Origin of the sequence: Bartonella propinqua (genome assembly GCF_047263965.1) — a bacterium.
Taxonomy (GTDB): domain Bacteria; phylum Pseudomonadota; class Alphaproteobacteria; order Rhizobiales; family Rhizobiaceae; genus Bartonella.
Genome location: NZ_JBLEBK010000005.1, coordinates 120,656 through 138,816, shown reverse-complemented (window position 1 = coordinate 138,816; position 18,161 = coordinate 120,656). Strand labels below are relative to the sequence as shown.

At 37.8% G+C, this 18,161-nt stretch carries 16 protein-coding genes and 2 tRNA genes; 17 read left to right on the top strand and 1 reads right to left on the bottom strand.

Going from position 1 to position 18,161, the window contains the following annotated elements; all coding sequences use genetic code 11:
• Window positions 1-262: 262 nt before the first annotated feature.
• Window positions 263-338, bottom strand: a tRNA-Val gene (locus ACMFKV_RS05305).
• Between the two features lie 217 nt (window positions 339-555).
• On the opposite strand from ACMFKV_RS05305, the gene ACMFKV_RS05300 reads away from it, so the two are divergent.
• The 17 genes from ACMFKV_RS05300 to ACMFKV_RS05220 all read left to right on the top strand — a co-directional run bounded on the left by ACMFKV_RS05300 (window position 556) and on the right by ACMFKV_RS05220 (window position 18,158).
• Window positions 556-632, top strand: a tRNA-Asp gene (locus ACMFKV_RS05300).
• Window positions 633-941: 309 nt separating this feature from the next.
• The gene (locus tag ACMFKV_RS05295; protein WP_336288490.1) at window positions 942-1,307 is read left to right on the top strand and encodes an NADH-quinone oxidoreductase subunit A; all 366 of its coding nucleotides are present in this window, start codon (window positions 942-944) and stop codon (window positions 1,305-1,307) included.
• Complete coding sequence (locus ACMFKV_RS05290; protein WP_336288491.1) at window positions 1,298-1,879, top strand: NuoB/complex I 20 kDa subunit family protein; 582 nt, start codon at window positions 1,298-1,300, stop codon at window positions 1,877-1,879. The genes ACMFKV_RS05295 and ACMFKV_RS05290 overlap by 10 nt, the downstream gene beginning before the upstream one ends.
• 20 nt (window positions 1,880-1,899) lie before the next feature.
• A complete protein-coding gene (locus ACMFKV_RS05285; protein WP_413154683.1) occupies window positions 1,900-2,496 on the top strand; it encodes an NADH-quinone oxidoreductase subunit C in 597 nt (198 codons plus the stop codon).
• Between the two features lie 121 nt (window positions 2,497-2,617).
• Entirely contained in the window at window positions 2,618-3,808 is a 1,191-nt protein-coding gene (locus ACMFKV_RS05280) for an NADH-quinone oxidoreductase subunit D (RefSeq protein WP_336288492.1), read from the top strand.
• Window positions 3,808-4,440, top strand: coding sequence for an NADH-quinone oxidoreductase subunit NuoE (gene nuoE / locus ACMFKV_RS05275; RefSeq protein WP_336288493.1), 633 nt, complete (start codon window positions 3,808-3,810; stop codon window positions 4,438-4,440). The genes ACMFKV_RS05280 and nuoE overlap by 1 nt, the downstream gene beginning before the upstream one ends.
• A 181-nt stretch (window positions 4,441-4,621) precedes the next feature.
• Window positions 4,622-5,929 carry an NADH-quinone oxidoreductase subunit NuoF gene (gene nuoF, locus ACMFKV_RS05270; RefSeq protein ID WP_413154680.1) on the top strand — a complete coding sequence of 436 codons (1,308 nt, stop codon included), beginning with the start codon at window positions 4,622-4,624 and terminating at the stop codon, window positions 5,927-5,929.
• 63 nt (window positions 5,930-5,992) lie between these two features.
• Window positions 5,993-8,059: an NADH-quinone oxidoreductase subunit NuoG gene (gene nuoG / locus ACMFKV_RS05265; protein WP_413154679.1), complete on the top strand. Its 2,067-nt coding sequence runs from the start codon at window positions 5,993-5,995 to the stop codon at window positions 8,057-8,059.
• Between the two features lie 30 nt (window positions 8,060-8,089).
• Entirely contained in the window at window positions 8,090-9,136 is a 1,047-nt protein-coding gene (gene nuoH, locus ACMFKV_RS05260) for an NADH-quinone oxidoreductase subunit NuoH (protein ID WP_336288496.1), read from the top strand.
• Window positions 9,137-9,150: 14 nt separating this feature from the next.
• Entirely contained in the window at window positions 9,151-9,642 is a 492-nt protein-coding gene (gene nuoI, locus ACMFKV_RS05255; protein WP_332060891.1) for an NADH-quinone oxidoreductase subunit NuoI, read from the top strand.
• A 96-nt stretch (window positions 9,643-9,738) separates the two neighbouring features.
• A complete protein-coding gene (locus tag ACMFKV_RS05250; RefSeq protein ID WP_413154678.1) occupies window positions 9,739-10,359 on the top strand; it encodes an NADH-quinone oxidoreductase subunit J in 621 nt (206 codons plus the stop codon).
• A 9-nt stretch (window positions 10,360-10,368) separates the two neighbouring features.
• Window positions 10,369-10,677: an NADH-quinone oxidoreductase subunit NuoK gene (nuoK, locus tag ACMFKV_RS05245; protein ID WP_332060889.1), complete on the top strand. Its 309-nt coding sequence runs from the start codon at window positions 10,369-10,371 to the stop codon at window positions 10,675-10,677.
• A 6-nt stretch (window positions 10,678-10,683) separates the two neighbouring features.
• Window positions 10,684-12,648 carry an NADH-quinone oxidoreductase subunit L gene (nuoL, locus tag ACMFKV_RS05240; RefSeq protein WP_413154677.1) on the top strand — a complete coding sequence of 655 codons (1,965 nt, stop codon included), beginning with the start codon at window positions 10,684-10,686 and terminating at the stop codon, window positions 12,646-12,648.
• Window positions 12,648-14,117, top strand: coding sequence for an NADH-quinone oxidoreductase subunit M (locus ACMFKV_RS05235; RefSeq protein ID WP_336288499.1), 1,470 nt, complete (start codon window positions 12,648-12,650; stop codon window positions 14,115-14,117). Before nuoL ends, ACMFKV_RS05235 begins: the two co-directional genes overlap by 1 nt.
• A gap of 17 nt (window positions 14,118-14,134) precedes the next feature.
• Complete coding sequence (gene nuoN / locus ACMFKV_RS05230; protein WP_413154676.1) at window positions 14,135-15,589, top strand: NADH-quinone oxidoreductase subunit NuoN; 1,455 nt, start codon at window positions 14,135-14,137, stop codon at window positions 15,587-15,589.
• Window positions 15,590-15,618: 29 nt separating this feature from the next.
• On the top strand, window positions 15,619-16,428 hold the full coding sequence (locus ACMFKV_RS05225; protein ID WP_413154675.1) for a biotin--[acetyl-CoA-carboxylase] ligase: 810 nt from the start codon (window positions 15,619-15,621) through the stop codon (window positions 16,426-16,428).
• A gap of 53 nt (window positions 16,429-16,481) precedes the next feature.
• The gene (locus ACMFKV_RS05220) at window positions 16,482-18,158 is read left to right on the top strand and encodes a ribonuclease J (RefSeq protein WP_413154674.1); all 1,677 of its coding nucleotides are present in this window, start codon (window positions 16,482-16,484) and stop codon (window positions 18,156-18,158) included.
• Window positions 18,159-18,161 lie beyond the last annotated feature (3 nt).

Here is an 18,161-nt window from a genome sequence, read left to right as displayed (position 1 = left end):
ACGAAGTAATTATTGCTTATTTACTTCAATAAAAACAAAATTATGAAAGATAAAATTATCCTTTATATCTTAATAGTTTCAACTTCATTATTTTTGCATATGAAGAGTATGAAAAAAAACATTTTTTTATTGTAGATTCATTTTAGAAATAACTTCAAAATACTTTGTAAAAAAAGTTCAGAGCATCTTGTTCTCTTGTGTTTTGCAGAACTATCTACCTTAAAGGTGGAAAAAATTGATAAGTCTTACGTGATGAAATAAATGGTGGGCGATGAGAGACTCGAACTCCCGACATCCTCGGTGTAAACGAGGCGCTCTACCAGCTGAGCTAATCGCCCGATGCAATAAGATGCAGTTAAGTAGGCACTATTTAGGAAATTTTTTTTAAAAACGCAAGGATAAAGACATCCTTTATCGATCTTTTTAAAAGAAAAAATGTTTTTTTCTTGTTTATTTGATTTTTTTTAAAAAAATGCGTAATCTAACTTGACAGAAATGAATGAACCCCTTACACGATCGATTACACCAATTAATCAATTGGTTTAAATAGAGTGCGCGGGTGTAGCTCAGTTGGTTAGAGTGCTGGCCTGTCACGCCGGAGGTCGCGGGTTCGAGTCCCGTCACTCGCGCCATTCATTTTAAAATTTTCTGTGTCATTTACATTGTATTTGTAAAATTGCTAGTGGCTGGTAGTGTTGATTTTTTATAAAACTCTATCTCAGATTTAGATTCTCCTTCTTTTTTCATATGGTTTATATTAATAGGGGCTTGCGTCTTTTCTTGCTCTGCGGTACCTATGCTGATAGAAAATATCGCGCGGCATGCCCTTGAAGCTGTACGAGCGGAATTAACAAAACAATTACTCTAATTCGTTTATTAAGTCTAAAAAATTATTGGGTGATTATGTTGATTCGAGCATCTTATTAAAGCGGAAGAGGATTATGACACATTTATTAAGCTCCTATTTACCGGTATTAATCTTTATTATTGTTTCGGCGGTTATTGCTGGAGCTCTATTAATTATGCCTTATATTGTGGCTTATCGTTCCCCTGACTCTGAAAAATTATCCGCTTATGAATGTGGATTTAATTCGTTTGATGATGCTCGCATGAAGTTTGATATTCGGTTTTATTTAGTTTCGATTTTGTTTATTATTTTTGATCTTGAAGTTGCTTTTCTTTTTCCTTGGGCAGTTTCGTTTAGTTCGATAGGTATGTTCGGTTTTTGGTCAATGATTATATTCTTAGCGCTTTTGACTATCGGGTTTATATATGAATGGAAAAAAGGAGCTCTTGAATGGGATTGATATCTAGAAATTCAACGGTTGCTGCCCCAAAACCAAAAGGGATTATTGATCCAAATACGGGTGATTTGATAGGTTCTAACGATAAATTTTTCCGTGATATTAATGCTGAATTATCGGACAAAGGTTTCTTAATTACTTCGGCGGATGCTTTGATCACTTGGGCGCGGACAGGCTCATTGATGTGGATGAGTTTTGGTTTGGCCTGTTGTGCGGTCGAAATGATGCAGTGTTCAATGCCGCACTATGATAATGAACGTTTTGGATATGCGCCGCGTGCTTCACCACGTCAATCAGATGTTATGGTGGTAGCTGGTACTTTAACAAATAAAATGGCACCTGCTTTAAGAAAAGTTTATGATCAGATGCCTGAGCCGCGTTATGTGATTTCTATGGGGTCATGTGCAAACGGTGGTGGATATTATCATTATTCTTATTCTGTTGTACGTGGGTGTGATCGTATTGTCCCTGTGGATATTTACGTTCCAGGATGTCCGCCTACCGCGGAAGCATTGCTGTATGGTATATTGTTGTTACAGAAAAAGATTCGTCGTACTGGCTCCATAGAACGGTAACAGTAAGGAACTTTATTATGATGAGTGAATCATTGGTCGAACTTGCTACTTATTTGAAAGACCGGTTAGGGGATAAGCTTGAAAAAACTATTTTGGCGTTTGGTGAGTTAACTGTTGTATCGCGCCTTGATGCAATTACGGATGTCTTAATGTTCGTTCGTGACGATGCGTGCTGTCAATTTATTAATATTACAGACATTAGTGGTGTTGATTATCCTTCTCGTGATAAACGTTTTGATGTTTCTTATCAGCTATTATCTCCTCGCCATAATTTACGGTTGCGTGTTAAGGTGTGTACTGATGAAAAGACTCCTGTTGCTTCTGCTTGCTCGATTTACCCTGGAGCAGAATGGTATGAGCGTGAGGCATATGATATGTATGGAATTTTATTCTCAGGTCATCCTGATTTAAGGCGGATACTAACCGATTATGGGTTTGAAGGGTACCCTCTACGTAAAGATTTTCCTGTGACGGGGTTTGTTGAGTGTCGTTATGATAACGAAGTAAAAAGGGTAATTTATGAACCTGTTGTTTTACGACAAGAAATGCGCAACTTCGATTTTCTTTCTCCTTGGGAAGGTACTCAAGATATTTTATCATGTGATGAAAAAAAGTGATGTTGGAGCTAATAATACACGGAATTAAAGTAATAAGATTCTTAATAATTTAGTATTTTCAGTATGGTAAAGTTTTATTAGAGCTTGATATAAGGTCTGTTAAAAAAGCAAGAGGTTAATTGTGGCAGAGGTCAATGTCCGAAACTTTAATATCAATTTTGGTCCGCAGCATCCTGCAGCCCACGGGGTTTTGCGCATGGTTCTAGAATTAGATGGTGAAGTTGTTGAGCGTGTAGATCCACATATTGGGTTGTTGCATCGTGGTACAGAAAAATTAATGGAAACAAAAACTTATCTTCAGGCAGGTCCTTATTTAGATCGTTTGGATTATGTTGCTCCTATGAATCAGGAGCATGCTTTTGTGCTTGCTATTGAAAAATTATTGGGTATTGAGGTCCCCAAACGAGGTCAGTTAATACGTGTTTTATTTTCTGAAATTGGACGTATTCTTAATCATTTGCTTAATGTAACAACGCAGGCGATGGATGTTGGTGCTTTGACGCCTCCGCTTTGGGGATTTGAGCAACGTGAAAAATTGATGATTTTTTATGAGCGTGCATGCGGTGCGCGTCTTCATGCAAATTATTTTCGTCCTGGTGGGGTACATCAAGATTTACCTGAATCTTTAATTGAGGATATCGGTAATTTTATTGATCCATTTCTCGATGCGCTTGGCAAGCTTGATGCACTTGTGACGCCAAATCGAATTTTTAAGCAGCGTAATGTAGATATTGGTGTGGTGAGTATTGATGAAGCTTGGGCGCGTGGTTTCTCAGGAGTAATGATTCGCGGAGCTGGCGTAGCGTGGGATTTGCGTAAAAGTCAGCCCTATGAATGTTATGATGAAATAGAGTTTGATATTCCTGTCGGTAAGAATAGTGATTGTTATGATCGTTATCTTATTCGTATGGAGGAAATGCGTCAGTCAGCAAAAATTATGCGCCAATGCGTAGATCGCTTGCTTAGTACTGAAAAAGATGGGGTGGTTTCGAGTTTAGATCGCAAAGTTGTTCCACCAAAGCGTAGCGAAATGAAAAGTTCGATGGAGGCGCTTATTCATCATTTTAAACTTTATACGGAGGGTTTTCATACGCCTCCTGGTGAGGTATATGTTGCTGTAGAGGCTCCGAAGGGTGAATTTGGTGTTTATCTTATTTCTGATGGAACCAATAAGCCTTATCGTGTTAAGTTACGTGCTCCTGGCTTTGCTCATCTTCAAGCCATGGATTTTTTAACCCGAGGCCATATGTTGGCAGACGCTACAGCTATTTTGGGCTCGATTGATATTGTTTTTGGGGAGGTTGATCGCTAATGTCTGTGCGCCGTCTAGCAGATGATGTTTACCAGCCTAGAGAGTTTTTTTTTACAAAAGAAAATCAGGTATGGGTGCAAAATACCATAAAAAAATATCCTGTAGGACGTGAGCAATCTGCTGTAATTCCGTTATTAATGCGTGCTCAAGAGCAAGATGGTTGGGTAACGCGTGCTGCAATTGAGCATATTGCCCAGCTTCTTTCTATGGCTTGCATTCGTGTTTTGGAAATCGCAACTTTTTATACTCAGTTTCAGCTTCAGCCAGTTGGAACAAAGGCGCATATTCAAGTTTGTGGTACAACTCCTTGTATGTTGCGTGGCTCTGGTGAATTGATTAAAGTTTGTCAGAAAAAAATTCATCATGAGCCTTTTGTTACTAATAAGGATGGGACGTTATCATGGGAAGAGGTAGAGTGTCTCGGTGCTTGTGTGAATGCTCCAATGGTCATGATTTTTAAAGACACTTATGAAGATCTTACAGCTGAACGCCTTGAAGAAATTATTGATGCATTTGAGGCGGGGAAGGGTTCTAAGGTAGCAGTTGGTCCGCAAAATGGTCGTCGATCATCAGAACCGATTAGCGGTTTAACTTCTCTCATTGATGATGAGGAAAAAAAAGAAGTTACTTAAGGCTTTAAAGAAAAGGAATGAAGCAAGAGCAAAATGAATATTTTTCTTAAGAAGGGATTTATTATTTTATCTATTTTATTAGGGAATCTTTAATTAAGAGTAAAAAGTCTAGAAAAAATGTTTAAAAGTTGCTTTTGAGGAAATGCTAAAAATGTTACGGGCAAGAGAAAAAAGAGGGGGCATGCTGGCTGATAAGGATCGCATTTTCACCAATATTTATGGTTTAAAGGATAAATCATTAAAAGCTGCAATGTTGCGTGGGCATTGGAGTGATACGAAAGCAATTATCGAAAAAGGTCGTGATTGGATTATTGATGAGGTAAAAGCATCAGGTTTGCGCGGTCGTGGTGGCGCTGGTTTTCCTACTGGAATGAAGTGGTCTTTTATGCCAAAACAAAGTGATGGTCGACCACATTACTTAGTTGTGAATGCAGATGAATCGGAGCCAGGAACATGTAAAGATCGCGATATTTTGCGGCATGATCCCCATACTTTAATTGAAGGGTGTGTGATTGCTACTTTTGCTATGGGAGCTCATGTTGCTTTTATTTATATTCGTGGTGAGTATATTCGTGAACGTGAGGCACTTCAAGCTGCGGTTGATGAGTGTTATGATGCGGGTTTACTTGGCAAAAAAACAAAATATGGACATGCTTGTGATATTATTATTCACCATGGTGCTGGTGCTTATATCTGTGGTGAAGAAACGGCTCTTCTTGAAAGTCTTGAAGGAAAAAAAGGACAGCCTCGACTTAAGCCGCCATTTCCTGCAAATATGGGAGTGTATGGCTGTCCGACAACAGTAAATAATGTAGAATCCATTGCAGTTGTTCCAACGATTTTACGTCGGGGTGCTTCGTGGTTTTCATCGATTGGACGTGCAAATAATGTTGGAACAAAGCTATTTATGGTTTCTGGGCATGTAAATGCGCCTTGTACGTTTGAAGAAGCTCTTGGTGTATCTTTTCGTGAATTAATTGAAAAACATACAGGGGGAATTCGTGGTGGATGGGATAATCTTTTAGCGGTTATTCCAGGGGGAGCCTCTTGCCCAGTTGTTCGTGGTGAAGATATGGTTGATGCAATTATGGATTTTGATGGGATGCGAGATGTTGGATCTTCTTTTGGTACGGGGGGTATGATTGTTATGGACAAATCGACCGATATCATTAAGGCAATTTGGCGTATAGCAGCTTTTTTTAAGCATGAAAGCTGTGGTCAGTGTACGCCGTGTCGTGAAGGTACTGGTTGGATGATGCGTCTTTTAGGACGTATGGTTGAGGGAAAAGCGCAAAAACGTGAAATCGATCTTTTGTTTGAAGTTTCTAAGCAGGTTGAAGGGCATACTATTTGTGCACTTGGTGATGCTGCAGCATGGCCTATACAAGGGTTGATACGTAATTTTCGTCCAGAAATTGAGCGCAGAATTGATGATTATACGCGCAATATAGTTCAAAGTAAAAATATTGCTTTGGAGGCGGTAGGATAGAGTATTTGTTTTAAGAGCAATGAAATATAAGTTGAAATGGGTTATCCGCAGGCTGGATGAGTAATGATAAATATCAAAGTTGATGGTAAAGAGATTGAAGTTCCTGATTATTATACGTTGCTTCAGGCTGCTGAAGCTGCGGGGGCTGAAGTGCCGCGTTTTTGTTTTCATGAATCTTTATCAATTGCTGGAAATTGCCGTATGTGTTTGGTTGAGGTTAAGGGAGGTCCTCCAAAACCTCAAGCTTCTTGTGCTATGGGAGTTCGCGATTTACGATCAGGACCTAATGGTGAAGTCCCTGAAATTTTCACTAACACAGCGATGGTTAAAAAAGCCCGTGAAGGTGTTATGGAGTTTCTTCTCATCAATCATCCCTTAGATTGTCCTGTGTGTGATCAAGGAGGAGAGTGTGATCTTCAAGATCAAGCAATGCTTTACGGACGTGATTGTTCGCGTTATACAGAAAATAAGCGTGCTGTAGAAGATAAATATATTGGACCACTTGTGAAAACTGTTATGACACGGTGTATTCATTGTACACGCTGTGTTCGTTTTACAACAGAAGTTGCAGGTATTTCTGAACTTGGTTTGATAGGTCGCGGTGAAGACGCTGAAATTACGACGTATCTTGAAAAAGCAATAACATCTGAGTTGCAAGGAAATGTTATTGATCTTTGTCCAGTAGGAGCTTTAACTTCGAAACCTTATGCATTTCATGCGCGTCCATGGGAATTAGTTAAAACAGAATCGATTGATGTGATGGATGCCGTGGGCAGTGCTATTCGTATTGATAGTCGTGGTCGTGAAGTTATGCGAATTATGCCGCGTACGAATGAAGAGGTAAATGAAGAGTGGATTTCTGATAAAACGCGTTTTATTTGGGATGGATTACGCACTCAGCGACTTGATAAGCCGTATGTACGTAAAGATGGAAAGCTTCAACCTGTCAGTTGGACAGAAGCTTTTGCAAAAATAAAAATGGTAATTTCTAAAGCTTTACCAGAAAAAATTGGAGCGATTGCGGGGGATCTTGCGTCTGTTGAGGAGATGTATGCACTTAAAGCATTACTGATTTCATTGGGTTCAAAAGCATTTGACTGTCGTCAAAAAGGAGTAGCTTTATCTCCTGAGTTTGGGCGTTCAAGTTATATTTTTAATCCAACGATTGCAGGTATTGAAAAAGCTGATGCGTTACTTATCGTGGGATCTAATCCACGTTATGAAGCTGCTGTTTTAAATGCACGTATTTTAAAGCGCCAGCGGAGAGGGCGATTTCCTATTGCATTAATTGGAGAACAAGTTGATTTATGTTACCCATATTCTCATCTTGGAATAGGTAGCGATGCATTAAATGCTCTCATTTGTAAAGAGGATGCATTTTTTAATGTGTTAAAAGAATCTGAGAGACCACTTATTCTTATCGGAGAGGGGGCTATTTCAGGTGAAAAAGGTTTATCTGTTTTAAAAAATCTTGCAAAATTAGCTGACAGTGTTGGATCTCTTAGTGAGGAGTGGAATGGGTTTGGCGTTCTTCACAATGCTGCATCAACTGTCGGAGGATTGGATATTGGTTTTACTTCCAAGCTTGGGATAAAAAATATCATTAAAACTTGTGAAGTTTTATTCTTACTTGGTGCCGATGAAGTAGAATTAGCCAATAAACAAGCTTTTACAATTTATATTGGTAGTCATGGTGATAATGGTGCACATGCTGCTGATGTTATTTTACCAGCATCAGCTTATACTGAAAAATCAGGGCTTTATGTGAATACTGAAGGGCGTGTTCAAATGACAAACCGAGCTGGTTTTGCTCCAGGTGAAGCAAAGGAAGATTGGGCAATTTTACGTGCTTTATCTGATGTTTTGGAACGAAAACTTCCGTTTGATTCGCTTGCTCAGTTAAGGCAGAGTTTATTTAATGATTACCCACATCTTTGTGCTATTGATGATATAATGCCTTCCAGTATAGACGATCTTAAAGCACTTGGTTCTCAAACAGTTGTTCTGGAAACGCAAAAATTTACTTCTATAATTAAAGACTTTTATTTGACAAATCCGATAGCACGTGCTTCTGCAGTTATGGCTGAATGTTCATCTCTCGCAAAGAGTCGCGCTACGCAAACCATGTAAAGTAAAGGCGTAAAGGAAAAAGGAATAGTTATGTATGATTTCTTTATGACTTGGTTATTGCCATTACTCATTATAGTTGGAAAAACACTTCTCCTTTTAGTTGTTCTTCTGATCTTAGTTGCTTACCTTCTTTATGCAGATAGAAAAATTTGGGCTGCTGTACAATTGCGACGTGGTCCAAATGTTGTTGGTCCATGGGGATTGTTGCAATCCTTTGCAGATTTAATTAAATTTGTTGTGAAAGAGCCTATTATTCCAGCTGGAGCTAATAAGGGTGTTTTTCTTTTAGCGCCTTTTGTTTCTGCTACACTTGCGTTGTCAACTTGGGCTGTTATCCCAGTTAATGATGGTTGGGCAGTTGCACATATTAATGTTGGTTTGCTTTATATTTTAGCTATTTCATCTCTTGAAGTTTATGGTGTCATTATGGGGGGGTGGGCATCAAATTCAAAATATCCTTTTTTAGGCGCTCTTCGTTCAGCTGCGCAGATGGTTTCTTATGAGGTTTCAATTGGGTTTGTGCTTGTAACTGTTATTTTGATAAGTGGTTCATTGGATCTCACAGCAATTGTTCATAAACAAAATAATGGTCTTGGTACAGCTCTTGGTCTTCCTTTTAGTAGTTTTCTTGATTGGAATTGGCTAGTCCTTTTTCCAATGTTTATTATATTTTTTATTTCTGCACTTGCGGAGACAAATCGTCCGCCCTTTGATTTAGTGGAAGCAGAATCTGAACTCGTTGCTGGTCATATGGTTGAGTATTCTTCAACTCCGTACATGCTTTTTTTTCTCGGTGAATATGTTGCTATTGTTTTAATGTGTGCATTAACAACCATTTTATTTTTAGGTGGTTGGTTGCCTCCATTGGATGTTTGGTGGCTTAATTGGATTCCTAGTATTGTTTGGTTCATTTTAAAAGTTTGTTTTGTATTTTTTTGGTTTGCTATGGTTAAAGCGTTTGTCCCACGTTATCGCTATGATCAGTTAATGCGACTTGGTTGGAAGGTATTTCTTCCTCTTTCATTGGCAATGGTTGTAATAACTGCTGCTTTTTTAAAATATACTGGTTTTGCTTAAGAGGAGATTTTACTGTGTCAGGTCTTATTCAGGCGGCAAAGTCACTCCTTCTATTAGAGTTTGTGAGTGCTTTTTTCTTAGCAATGCGTCAATTTTTTTCACCAAAACCTACGATTAATTATCCTTATGAGAAGGGTTTTGTTTCTCAGCGGTTTCGTGGTGAACATGCTCTACGTCGTTATCCAAATGGTGAAGAACGGTGTATTGCTTGTAAATTGTGTGAAGCAATTTGTCCTGCTCAAGCGATAACAATTGAAGCGGGACCGCGGCGCAATGACGGTACACGTAGAACTGTTCGTTATGATATAGATATGGTTAAGTGTATTTATTGCGGTTTTTGTCAAGAAGCTTGTCCAGTTGAAGCTATTGTTGAAGGTCCTAATTTTGAGTTTGCAACAGAGACGCGTGAAGAACTTTATTACGATAAGGAAAAGCTTTTAATGAATGGAGATCGTTGGGAGCGAGAAATTGCTCGAAATATATTGATGGATGCACCTTATCGTTGAGTGTATCATGAAATGAGTAGTCGGATAATTCTTCCGATAAATTTTCATCTGGTATGAATTATCATACCAATTGTTTGGTTAGGTAAGGAGAAGCCTATGCTAACAGGTCTAGCGGCGGCATTTTTCTATTTGTTTGCTTTTATTATGCTCGTGAGTGCAGTTATTGTTATTACTGCACGAAATCCAGTGCATTCAGTTTTATTTTTGATATTATCATTTTTTAATGCTGCAGCTTTGTTTTTGCTTGCGGGAGCAGAATTTTTAGGGCTCCTTCTGCTTGTTGTTTATGTTGGTGCTGTAGCAGTTTTATTTTTATTTGTGGTTATGATGCTTGATGTTGATTTTGCTGAGTTTAAAAGTGGTGCACTTCGGTATGCTCCTATTGGAGTTTTCGTTGGAGTTATTGTTGCGGTAGAACTTATTGTTGTTTTTTTGAGTAGTCGTTTTCCTCCAATGCTTGAAACACATATTACGCAACCAATGCCAAATTTAGAGCAACGGACAAATACACAGGCATTAGGCGATATTCTTTATACGGATTATGTTTTTTACTTTCAAATTGCTGGGATAATTTTGTTGATTGCGATGATTGGTGCTATCGTTTTAACACTTCGTCATAAATCAGGTGTAAAGCGGCAGTCTATTGCAGTACAAGTTTCTAGGACAGTGGAAAATGCAATTGAAATTAAACAGGTTGAATCAGGAAAAGGCATTTAAGGGGGGGCTATGTATATTGATATTACTCATTATCTCACTGTTTCTGCTCTGATGTTTACAATCGGTATTGCTGGAATTTTTTTAAATAGAAAGAATGTAATTATTATTCTTATGTCAATTGAGCTTATATTGCTTTCAGTTAATCTCAATTTTATTGCATTTTCAGCATTTCTTCATGATCTTGTTGGTCAGGTATTTGCTTTATTTATCTTAACAGTCGCAGCTGCTGAAGCCGCAATTGGTTTAGCAATTCTTGTGGTTTTTTTCCGTAATCGTGGTTCTATTGCGGTTGAAGATGTTAATGTAATGAAAGGCTGATTATTAATGTATTATGCGATCGTCTTTCTTCCGCTTTTGGGCTTTTTAATTGCTGCTATAGGTGGAAAAACTATAGGAGCTCGCGCGAGTGAATTAGTAACATGTGGCTTTATGGTGATTGTTGCGGCGTTATCATGGGTGGCTTTTTTAAATATTGCTGTTGGTCATGCTTCAGCTGTTGATATATCTGTATTGCGTTGGGTTAGTGTTGGCGTTTTAAATTTTAATTGGGCATTACATATTGATACATTGACGGCTGTTATGCTTGTTGTTGTAAATAGTGTTTCAGCATTAGTTCATATTTATTCAATTGGTTATATGAATCATGATCCTTCAAGGTCTCGTTTTTTTGCTTATCTTTCTTTATTTACATTTATGATGCTTATGCTGGTGACAGCTAATAATTTGATCCAAATGTTTTTTGGATGGGAAGGTGTTGGTCTAGCTTCTTATTTATTGATTGGTTTTTGGTTTCAAAGAGCTTCTGCAAACAAAGCTGCAATGAAGGCTTTTGTGGTTAATCGTGTTGGAGATTTTGGTTTTCTTTTGGGGATTTTCAGCATTTTTGTTTTATTCCAATCTATTAATTTTTCTTCTATTTTTGAAAAAGCTGCAGACAATAGTTTCGTACAAAACATGACATTTTTAGGTTGGCAACTTGATGGGCAGGCAGCAATTACTGTTACGTGCCTATTATTGTTCATTGGTGCTATGGGAAAATCAGCACAGTTTTTTTTGCATACATGGCTTCCTGATGCAATGGAGGGGCCAACGCCTGTATCAGCACTCATTCATGCCGCAACAATGGTAACAGCAGGTGTCTTTATGGTTGCACGTATGTCTCCAATTTTTGAACTTTCTTCAATTGCTTTGACAGTGATTGTTATTATTGGAGCAACAACTGCATTTTTTGCAGCTACTGTGGGATTGGTACAAAATGATATTAAGCGTGTTATTGCTTATTCTACGTGTTCGCAACTTGGTTATATGTTTGTTGCATTAGGTGTTGGAGCTTATGGAGCAGCTGTTTTTCATCTCTTTACCCATGCTTTTTTTAAAGCTTTATTGTTTCTTGGTGCAGGATCTGTAATTCATGCAGTATCTGATGAGCAGGATATGCGGAAAATGGGGGGATTGCGTAAGCATATCAAAGTAACTTATTGGATGATGGTAATAGGAACCATCGCATTGACAGGTGTTGGAGTTCCAGGAACATTTTTTGGCACAGCTGGATTTTTTTCTAAGGATGCGATTATAGAGTCTGCTTTTGTATCACATAATATTGCTTCAGGGTATGCTTTTGGGCTTCTTGTTTTTGCTGCTTTGTTAACAAGTTTTTATTCATGGCGACTTGTGTTTATGACATTTTATGGTAAGCCGCGTGCAACTGTTGACGTTATGCATCATGTGCATGAATCTGCTCCAATTATGTTGATTCCGCTGTTTGTTTTGTCTGTTGGAGCATTGTTCGCTGGTGCGGTTTTTCAGCCTTACTTTTTCGGCAGTTGCTATGATTTGTTTTGGAAGGGGGCGTTATTTACAGGAGTTCATAATCATATTCTTCACGAAGCGCATAATGTTCCAAATTGGGTTAAGTGGTCACCATTCACAGCAATGATTTTAGGATTTGTATTGGCTTATGTATTTTATGTTTCTGTTCCTTCCATTCCGAAAAAAATTGCTAAATTAATGCCTGCAACATATCGTTTTTTTTACCATAAATGGTATTTTGATGAACTATACAACGCTATATTTGTGCGTCCTGCTCTCAAAATAGGTTACTTTTTTTGGAAGATAGGTGACGTTAAGCTTATTGACGGTTTGGGGCCAAATGGTATTGCCGCGCGTGTTGTTGACATTACAAATAAAGTTGTTCGAATGCAGACGGGCTATCTTTATCACTATGCATTTGCAATGCTTATCGGCGTTGCGGCGCTGATCACATGGATGATGGTCGGGAGCTTAAACTGATGACAGATTGGCCTATTCTTTCTACGGTTACATTTTTACCGCTTGTTGGCGTAATTTTGATTTTGTTAATCAAAGATGACAGTGAAGCAGCGAAACGTAATATACGCAACGTAGCATTTTTTACGAGTGTATTTGTTTTCGTTATTTCTTTAGTGATTTGGGCAGGTTTTGATAATACAGATCCTAGTTTCCAAATGGTTGAGAAAATTAACTGGTTAGGCAGTGGTATTTGCTATCATATGGGCGTTGATGGCATTTCTATTCTTTTTGTAGTTCTCTCAGCTTTTCTTTTGCCTTTTTGTATTTTAGCGAGTTGGGAAACTATTCAAGAGAGATTAAAATTTTATATGATTGCTTTTCTTCTTCTTGAAGTTGCGATTATTGGAGTTTTTTGCGCTCTTGATGCAATACTGTTTTATGTCTTTTTTGAAGGCAGCCTTATTCCGATGTTTATTATTATCGGTGTTTGGGGTGGAGCACGCCGTGTTTATGCAAGTATGAAATTTTTTCTATATACTTTGCTTGGTTCAGTGCTTATGTTGGTTGCCATTATGGCTATGTATTGGGAATCTGGAACGCTTGATATTCCAACTTTGCTGACTTACCAGTTTCCTATACATATGCAATTATGGTTGTGGCTTGCGTTTTTTGCTTCTTTTGCAGTTAAAATGCCAATGTGGCCAGTCCATACATGGTTGCCTGATGCTCACGTAGAAGCACCAACAGCAGGCTCTGTTATTTTAGCTGGTGTATTACTTAAATTAGGTGGTTATGGTTTTCTTCGTTTTTCTTTACCAATGTTTCCTATTGCCTCAGCTAATTTTGCTTCTTTAGTTTTCACATTGTCACTTATCGCTATTATTTATACATCGTTGGTTGCACTTGTTCAAAATGATATAAAAAAACTTATCGCTTATTCATCAATCGCTCATATGGGATACGTGACGATGGGGATTTTTGCTGCCAATGAACAAGGAATCCAAGGCGCCATTTATCAAATGTTGTCGCATGGAATTGTGTCAGCTGCGTTGTTTCTTTGTGTGGGTGTTATTTATGATCGTTTGCATACACGTGAAATTTCAGCTTTTGGCGGTTTAGTAAACAATATGCCTAAATATGCTGTTGTTTTCTTAATTTTCACTATGGCAAATATCGGTTTACCAGGAAGTTCAGGCTTTTTGGGTGAATTTTTAACTTTAATAGGTGTTTTTCAAGTTAATACATTTGTTGCAGTTTTTGCTACAACTGGCGTTATTTTATCAGCGGCTTATGCACTCTATCTTTATCGGCGTATGATTTTTGGTTCTTTGGATAAAGAGAGTTTAAAAGTACTCACCGATCTTTCTTCAAGAGAAAAAATTATCCTTTATCCGATGGTTGTTCTTACAATATTTTTTGGTGTTTACCCAACGCCTATTCTCAAAACGATGGCGTTTTCTGTACAAACTCTTATCAATAAACTGCACTAGAAAAAAGAAGAATGCTCATGCAAACTGAAATGATAGCTCAATTAGTGTTAATTTTTCCAGAAATTTTAATAGCATTGGGGGGAGTCGCATTACTTTTGATTGGTGTTTATTCCAGTGCACGTTCATATTTAACCGTGACTGGTTTAGCAATTGCTCTTCTTGTTGCGACTATTGTTATTATTATTGTTTTTCCCAAAAGTGGTTTATTTCAAACTAATGCACTTATTATAGATGCTTTTAGTCGCTATATGAAAATTTTAACGCTTATTGGTGCGCTCTTTGCTCTTATTATGTCAGTTGGTTTTACCTGTGCTCAAAAATTTGATATATTTGAATTTCCAGTGTTAGTTCTTTTAGCAACTCTTGGCATGATGCTCATGATTTCAGCGGGCAATATGCTGTCGCTTTACATGGGATTAGAACTGCAGTCCTTAGCTTTATATGTTTTAGCAGCGATTAATCGTGATAATGTTAAGTCTTCTGAAGCGGGTATTAAGTACTTTGTTTTAGGAGCTTTATCTTCAGGATTACTACTTTATGGTATTTCTTTGCTTTATGGTTTTACTGGTCAAATTGGTTTTCGCGAAATTGCTGCTGCTTTAAAAGGTGATAGTTTAAATTTGGGCGTTATTTTTGGGATTGTCTTTATTTTAGCTGGTTTAGCTTTCAAAATTTCTGCAGTTCCGTTTCATATGTGGACACCTGATGTTTACGAAGGAGCGCCGACACCTATTACAGCATTTTTTGCTGGTGCTCCTAAAATTGCGGCAATGGCCTTGATGATTCGTATTGTTGTTATGACTTTTATTCCATTGGGGAGTTCTGATGGTTCTATGCCTGCATGGCAGCAAATTTTGGTATTTATGGCAATTGCATCAATGATTCTTGGTGCGTTTGCGGCAATTGGTCAGAATAATATTAAGCGTCTCATGGCTTATTCATCAATCAGTCATATGGGCTATGCGCTTGTTGGTTTAGCTGCTGGAGATATAATCGGGGTAAAAAGCGTTATTCTTTACATGACTATTTATCTTAGCATGACACTTGGTTCATTTGCTTTTATTCTCGGGATGCGGTCTAATGATGAAAATGTTGAAAATATTTATGATCTTTCAGGGTTAGTGAAAACGAATCCATTTATGGCTGTTGTGATGACTATACAACTTTTTTCTTTAGCAAGCATACCACCTATGGCTGGTTTTTTTGGGAAGTGGTATACATTTTCTGCCGCTGTTCATGCTGGTCTTGTTCCATTTGCTGTCGTTGGTATGGTAGCGTCTGTTATTGGAGCTTTTTACTATTTACGCATTATAAAAATTATGTGGTTCGATAATGCAAAAGCGCATTTCGCTATTTTATCGAGCGAGCTTCAATTTTGCCTTAGTCTGTCTGCGTTATTTATTTTATTTTACACATTTTTTGGAATTTGGTTTGCTGAGTTGGCAGAAAAAGCAGCAGCTGCATTGTTTTAAGGAATGTAATTTACATTTTGTGGGGTTTAATGAATATGGTTTATACCTTATCAGATTTTGCACAAAAACAAGGATACACTGTTGAGTCATATGAAAATGTTGATTCAACAAATCTTATTGCACAGCGTAAGGCACATGCGGGTCATCGTGGTTATCTTTGGATTGTTGCACGGGAGCAATTACAAGGAAGAGCGAGAAGAGGTAGATCGTGGCATAGTCCAAAAGGGAACCTTTATTCTAGTCTTTTGTTAATTGATGATATCCTTCATCAAACTGCTGCTCAGCTTGGTTTTGTGGCAGGATTAAGTATGGTAGAAGCCGTAAAACAATTTATAAAAGATGAAGAACAAGCAAATAACATTATTAGCTTAAAATGGCCAAATGATATTTTACTAAGAGGAGCTAAAAGCTCTGGCGTTTTACTTGAGATTTCTCAATTGACATCACAACAATATGCATTGGTTGTTGGTATTGGAATGAATATAAAATGTAATTATGAAGACGCACCTTATCCCACTTCAAGTTTACACAATATTGGTTTAGATATTGATGCAGAACAGTTATTTACGGCTTTGACAGAGTGTTTTTCTAAAAATTACCTTCTTTGGAAAGAGTCAAGAGGATGTGATATAATCCGCGAAAAATGGCTTTCATACTGTGCTCACCTCGGGCAGCATATCAAAATAGTTAACGATAAAAAAATCATTGAAGGTATTTTTGATGGTCTTGATGGTGATTTCAATTGCATCATAAAACAAAAAAATGGTGAAAAAGCAATTATAACAGCTGGAGATGTTCATTTTGGTTTGGTTGCCTCTGCTAATGCAGGTCGTTATTAATTTATGGAACTTTATTTCATCACAAGATTATCTTAGTGATTGAGGAGATGTTGATGGTTGCAGCCAACGAGAATGAGTTTGTTTTTTTACCTTTAGGAGGAGTAGGTGAAATAGGGATGAACCTGGCTGCTTATGGATTTGGTTCTCAAAATTTTCGTGAATGGCTGCTTGTTGATATGGGTGTTAATTTTGCTGGTCCTGAATTACTAGGAGCAGATCTTATTTTACCAGATATTCGCTTTTTGGAAAGTGAGAAGCACAATGTACGCGGTCTTATTTTAACACATGCTCACGAAGATCATTATGGTGCTGTCCTTGATTTATTGCCAAAACTAAAAGTTCCACTTTACTGTACCCCTTTTACAGCAGGACTATTGGAGAGTAAAAAGCAATCAGATTTTAGAGATTGCAAAATTTCATTAAATATTTTTCAAGCTGGTGATTGCTTTCAGGTTGGTTCTTTTACCGTCGAAGCTATTGCTGTCAATCATTCGATTCCTGAATCTGTATCTTTGGCACTTACAACATCTTTAGGCACTGTGATTCATACTGGCGATTGGAAAATTGACCATACGCCTTCACTTGGAGTAGTAACGGATGAAAAACGATTTCGTGCCTTAGGTAACAAAGGTATTTTAGCATTGCTATGTGATTCCACAAATGCATGTCGAGATAGTATACCATCATCTGAACAGCAAGTTGAAGAAACTCTCTCTAAAATTATTTCGCAAGCTGAAGGACGTGTTGCTATTGCAACTTTTGCATCTAATGTTGGTCGGATACGTTCTATTGCTCTTGCAGCGGAATCTGCTGGACGTCAAGTTCTTATTGTTGGGCGTTCTCTTAAGCGGAGTATTATGGTTGCACAAGAGCTTGGTTATATGGATGGTTTAGCACCGTTCGTTACGGAAGATGATTATGGTTATATTCCACGAAAAAATATTGTTTTAGTCGTGACGGGGAGTCAAGGGGAGCCACGTGCTGCTTTAGCTAAACTTTCGCGAAATGAAATGAGAAATATTGCGCTTTCTGCTGGTGATACCGTTATTTATTCGTCACGAAGTATTCCAGGAAATGAAAAATCTATTATTGAGATACAAAATCGCTTTATAGATTTGGGAGTTAAAATTATTACAAATGAAGATGCTCTTGTTCATGTTTCAGGTCATCCTTATCCTTCAGAGCTTTTACAGATGTATAATTGGACAAAGCCAAAGATACTGGTTCCTGTACATGGTGAGGCAATGCACCTTACCGCTCAAGCGACTTTAGCACGTCAAGTAGGTATTAAAGTTGTTGCTGATATTAGAAATGGAAGTGTGCTGCGCCTTGCGCCAGAGCCAGTAGAAGTTATTGATCAAGTTCCTGTTGGTCGTATCTATAAAGATGGTTGCCTTATTGGTGATGAAGATGAGTTAGGAATTCGTGAACGTCGCAAATTAAGTTATGCTGGTCATGTTGTTGTGTCACTTCAAATGAATAGTAAACATGATCTTTTTGATGATATCGGTCTTATTACATCTGGTTTGCCTGAAAGCAATGAAAAAAGAGAAATTTTGAAAGATATTCTTTTAGATGTTGTAGAAAACACTATTCATAATATTCCACGCGTTAAGCGAAAAAATAATGAACTTATTCGAGAAGCAATACGCCGCGCTGTGAGAGCAGCTGTTAATGAAATTTGGCGAAAAAAGCCCATTTGTACAGTTTTTTTACACCGATCAAAATAAAAA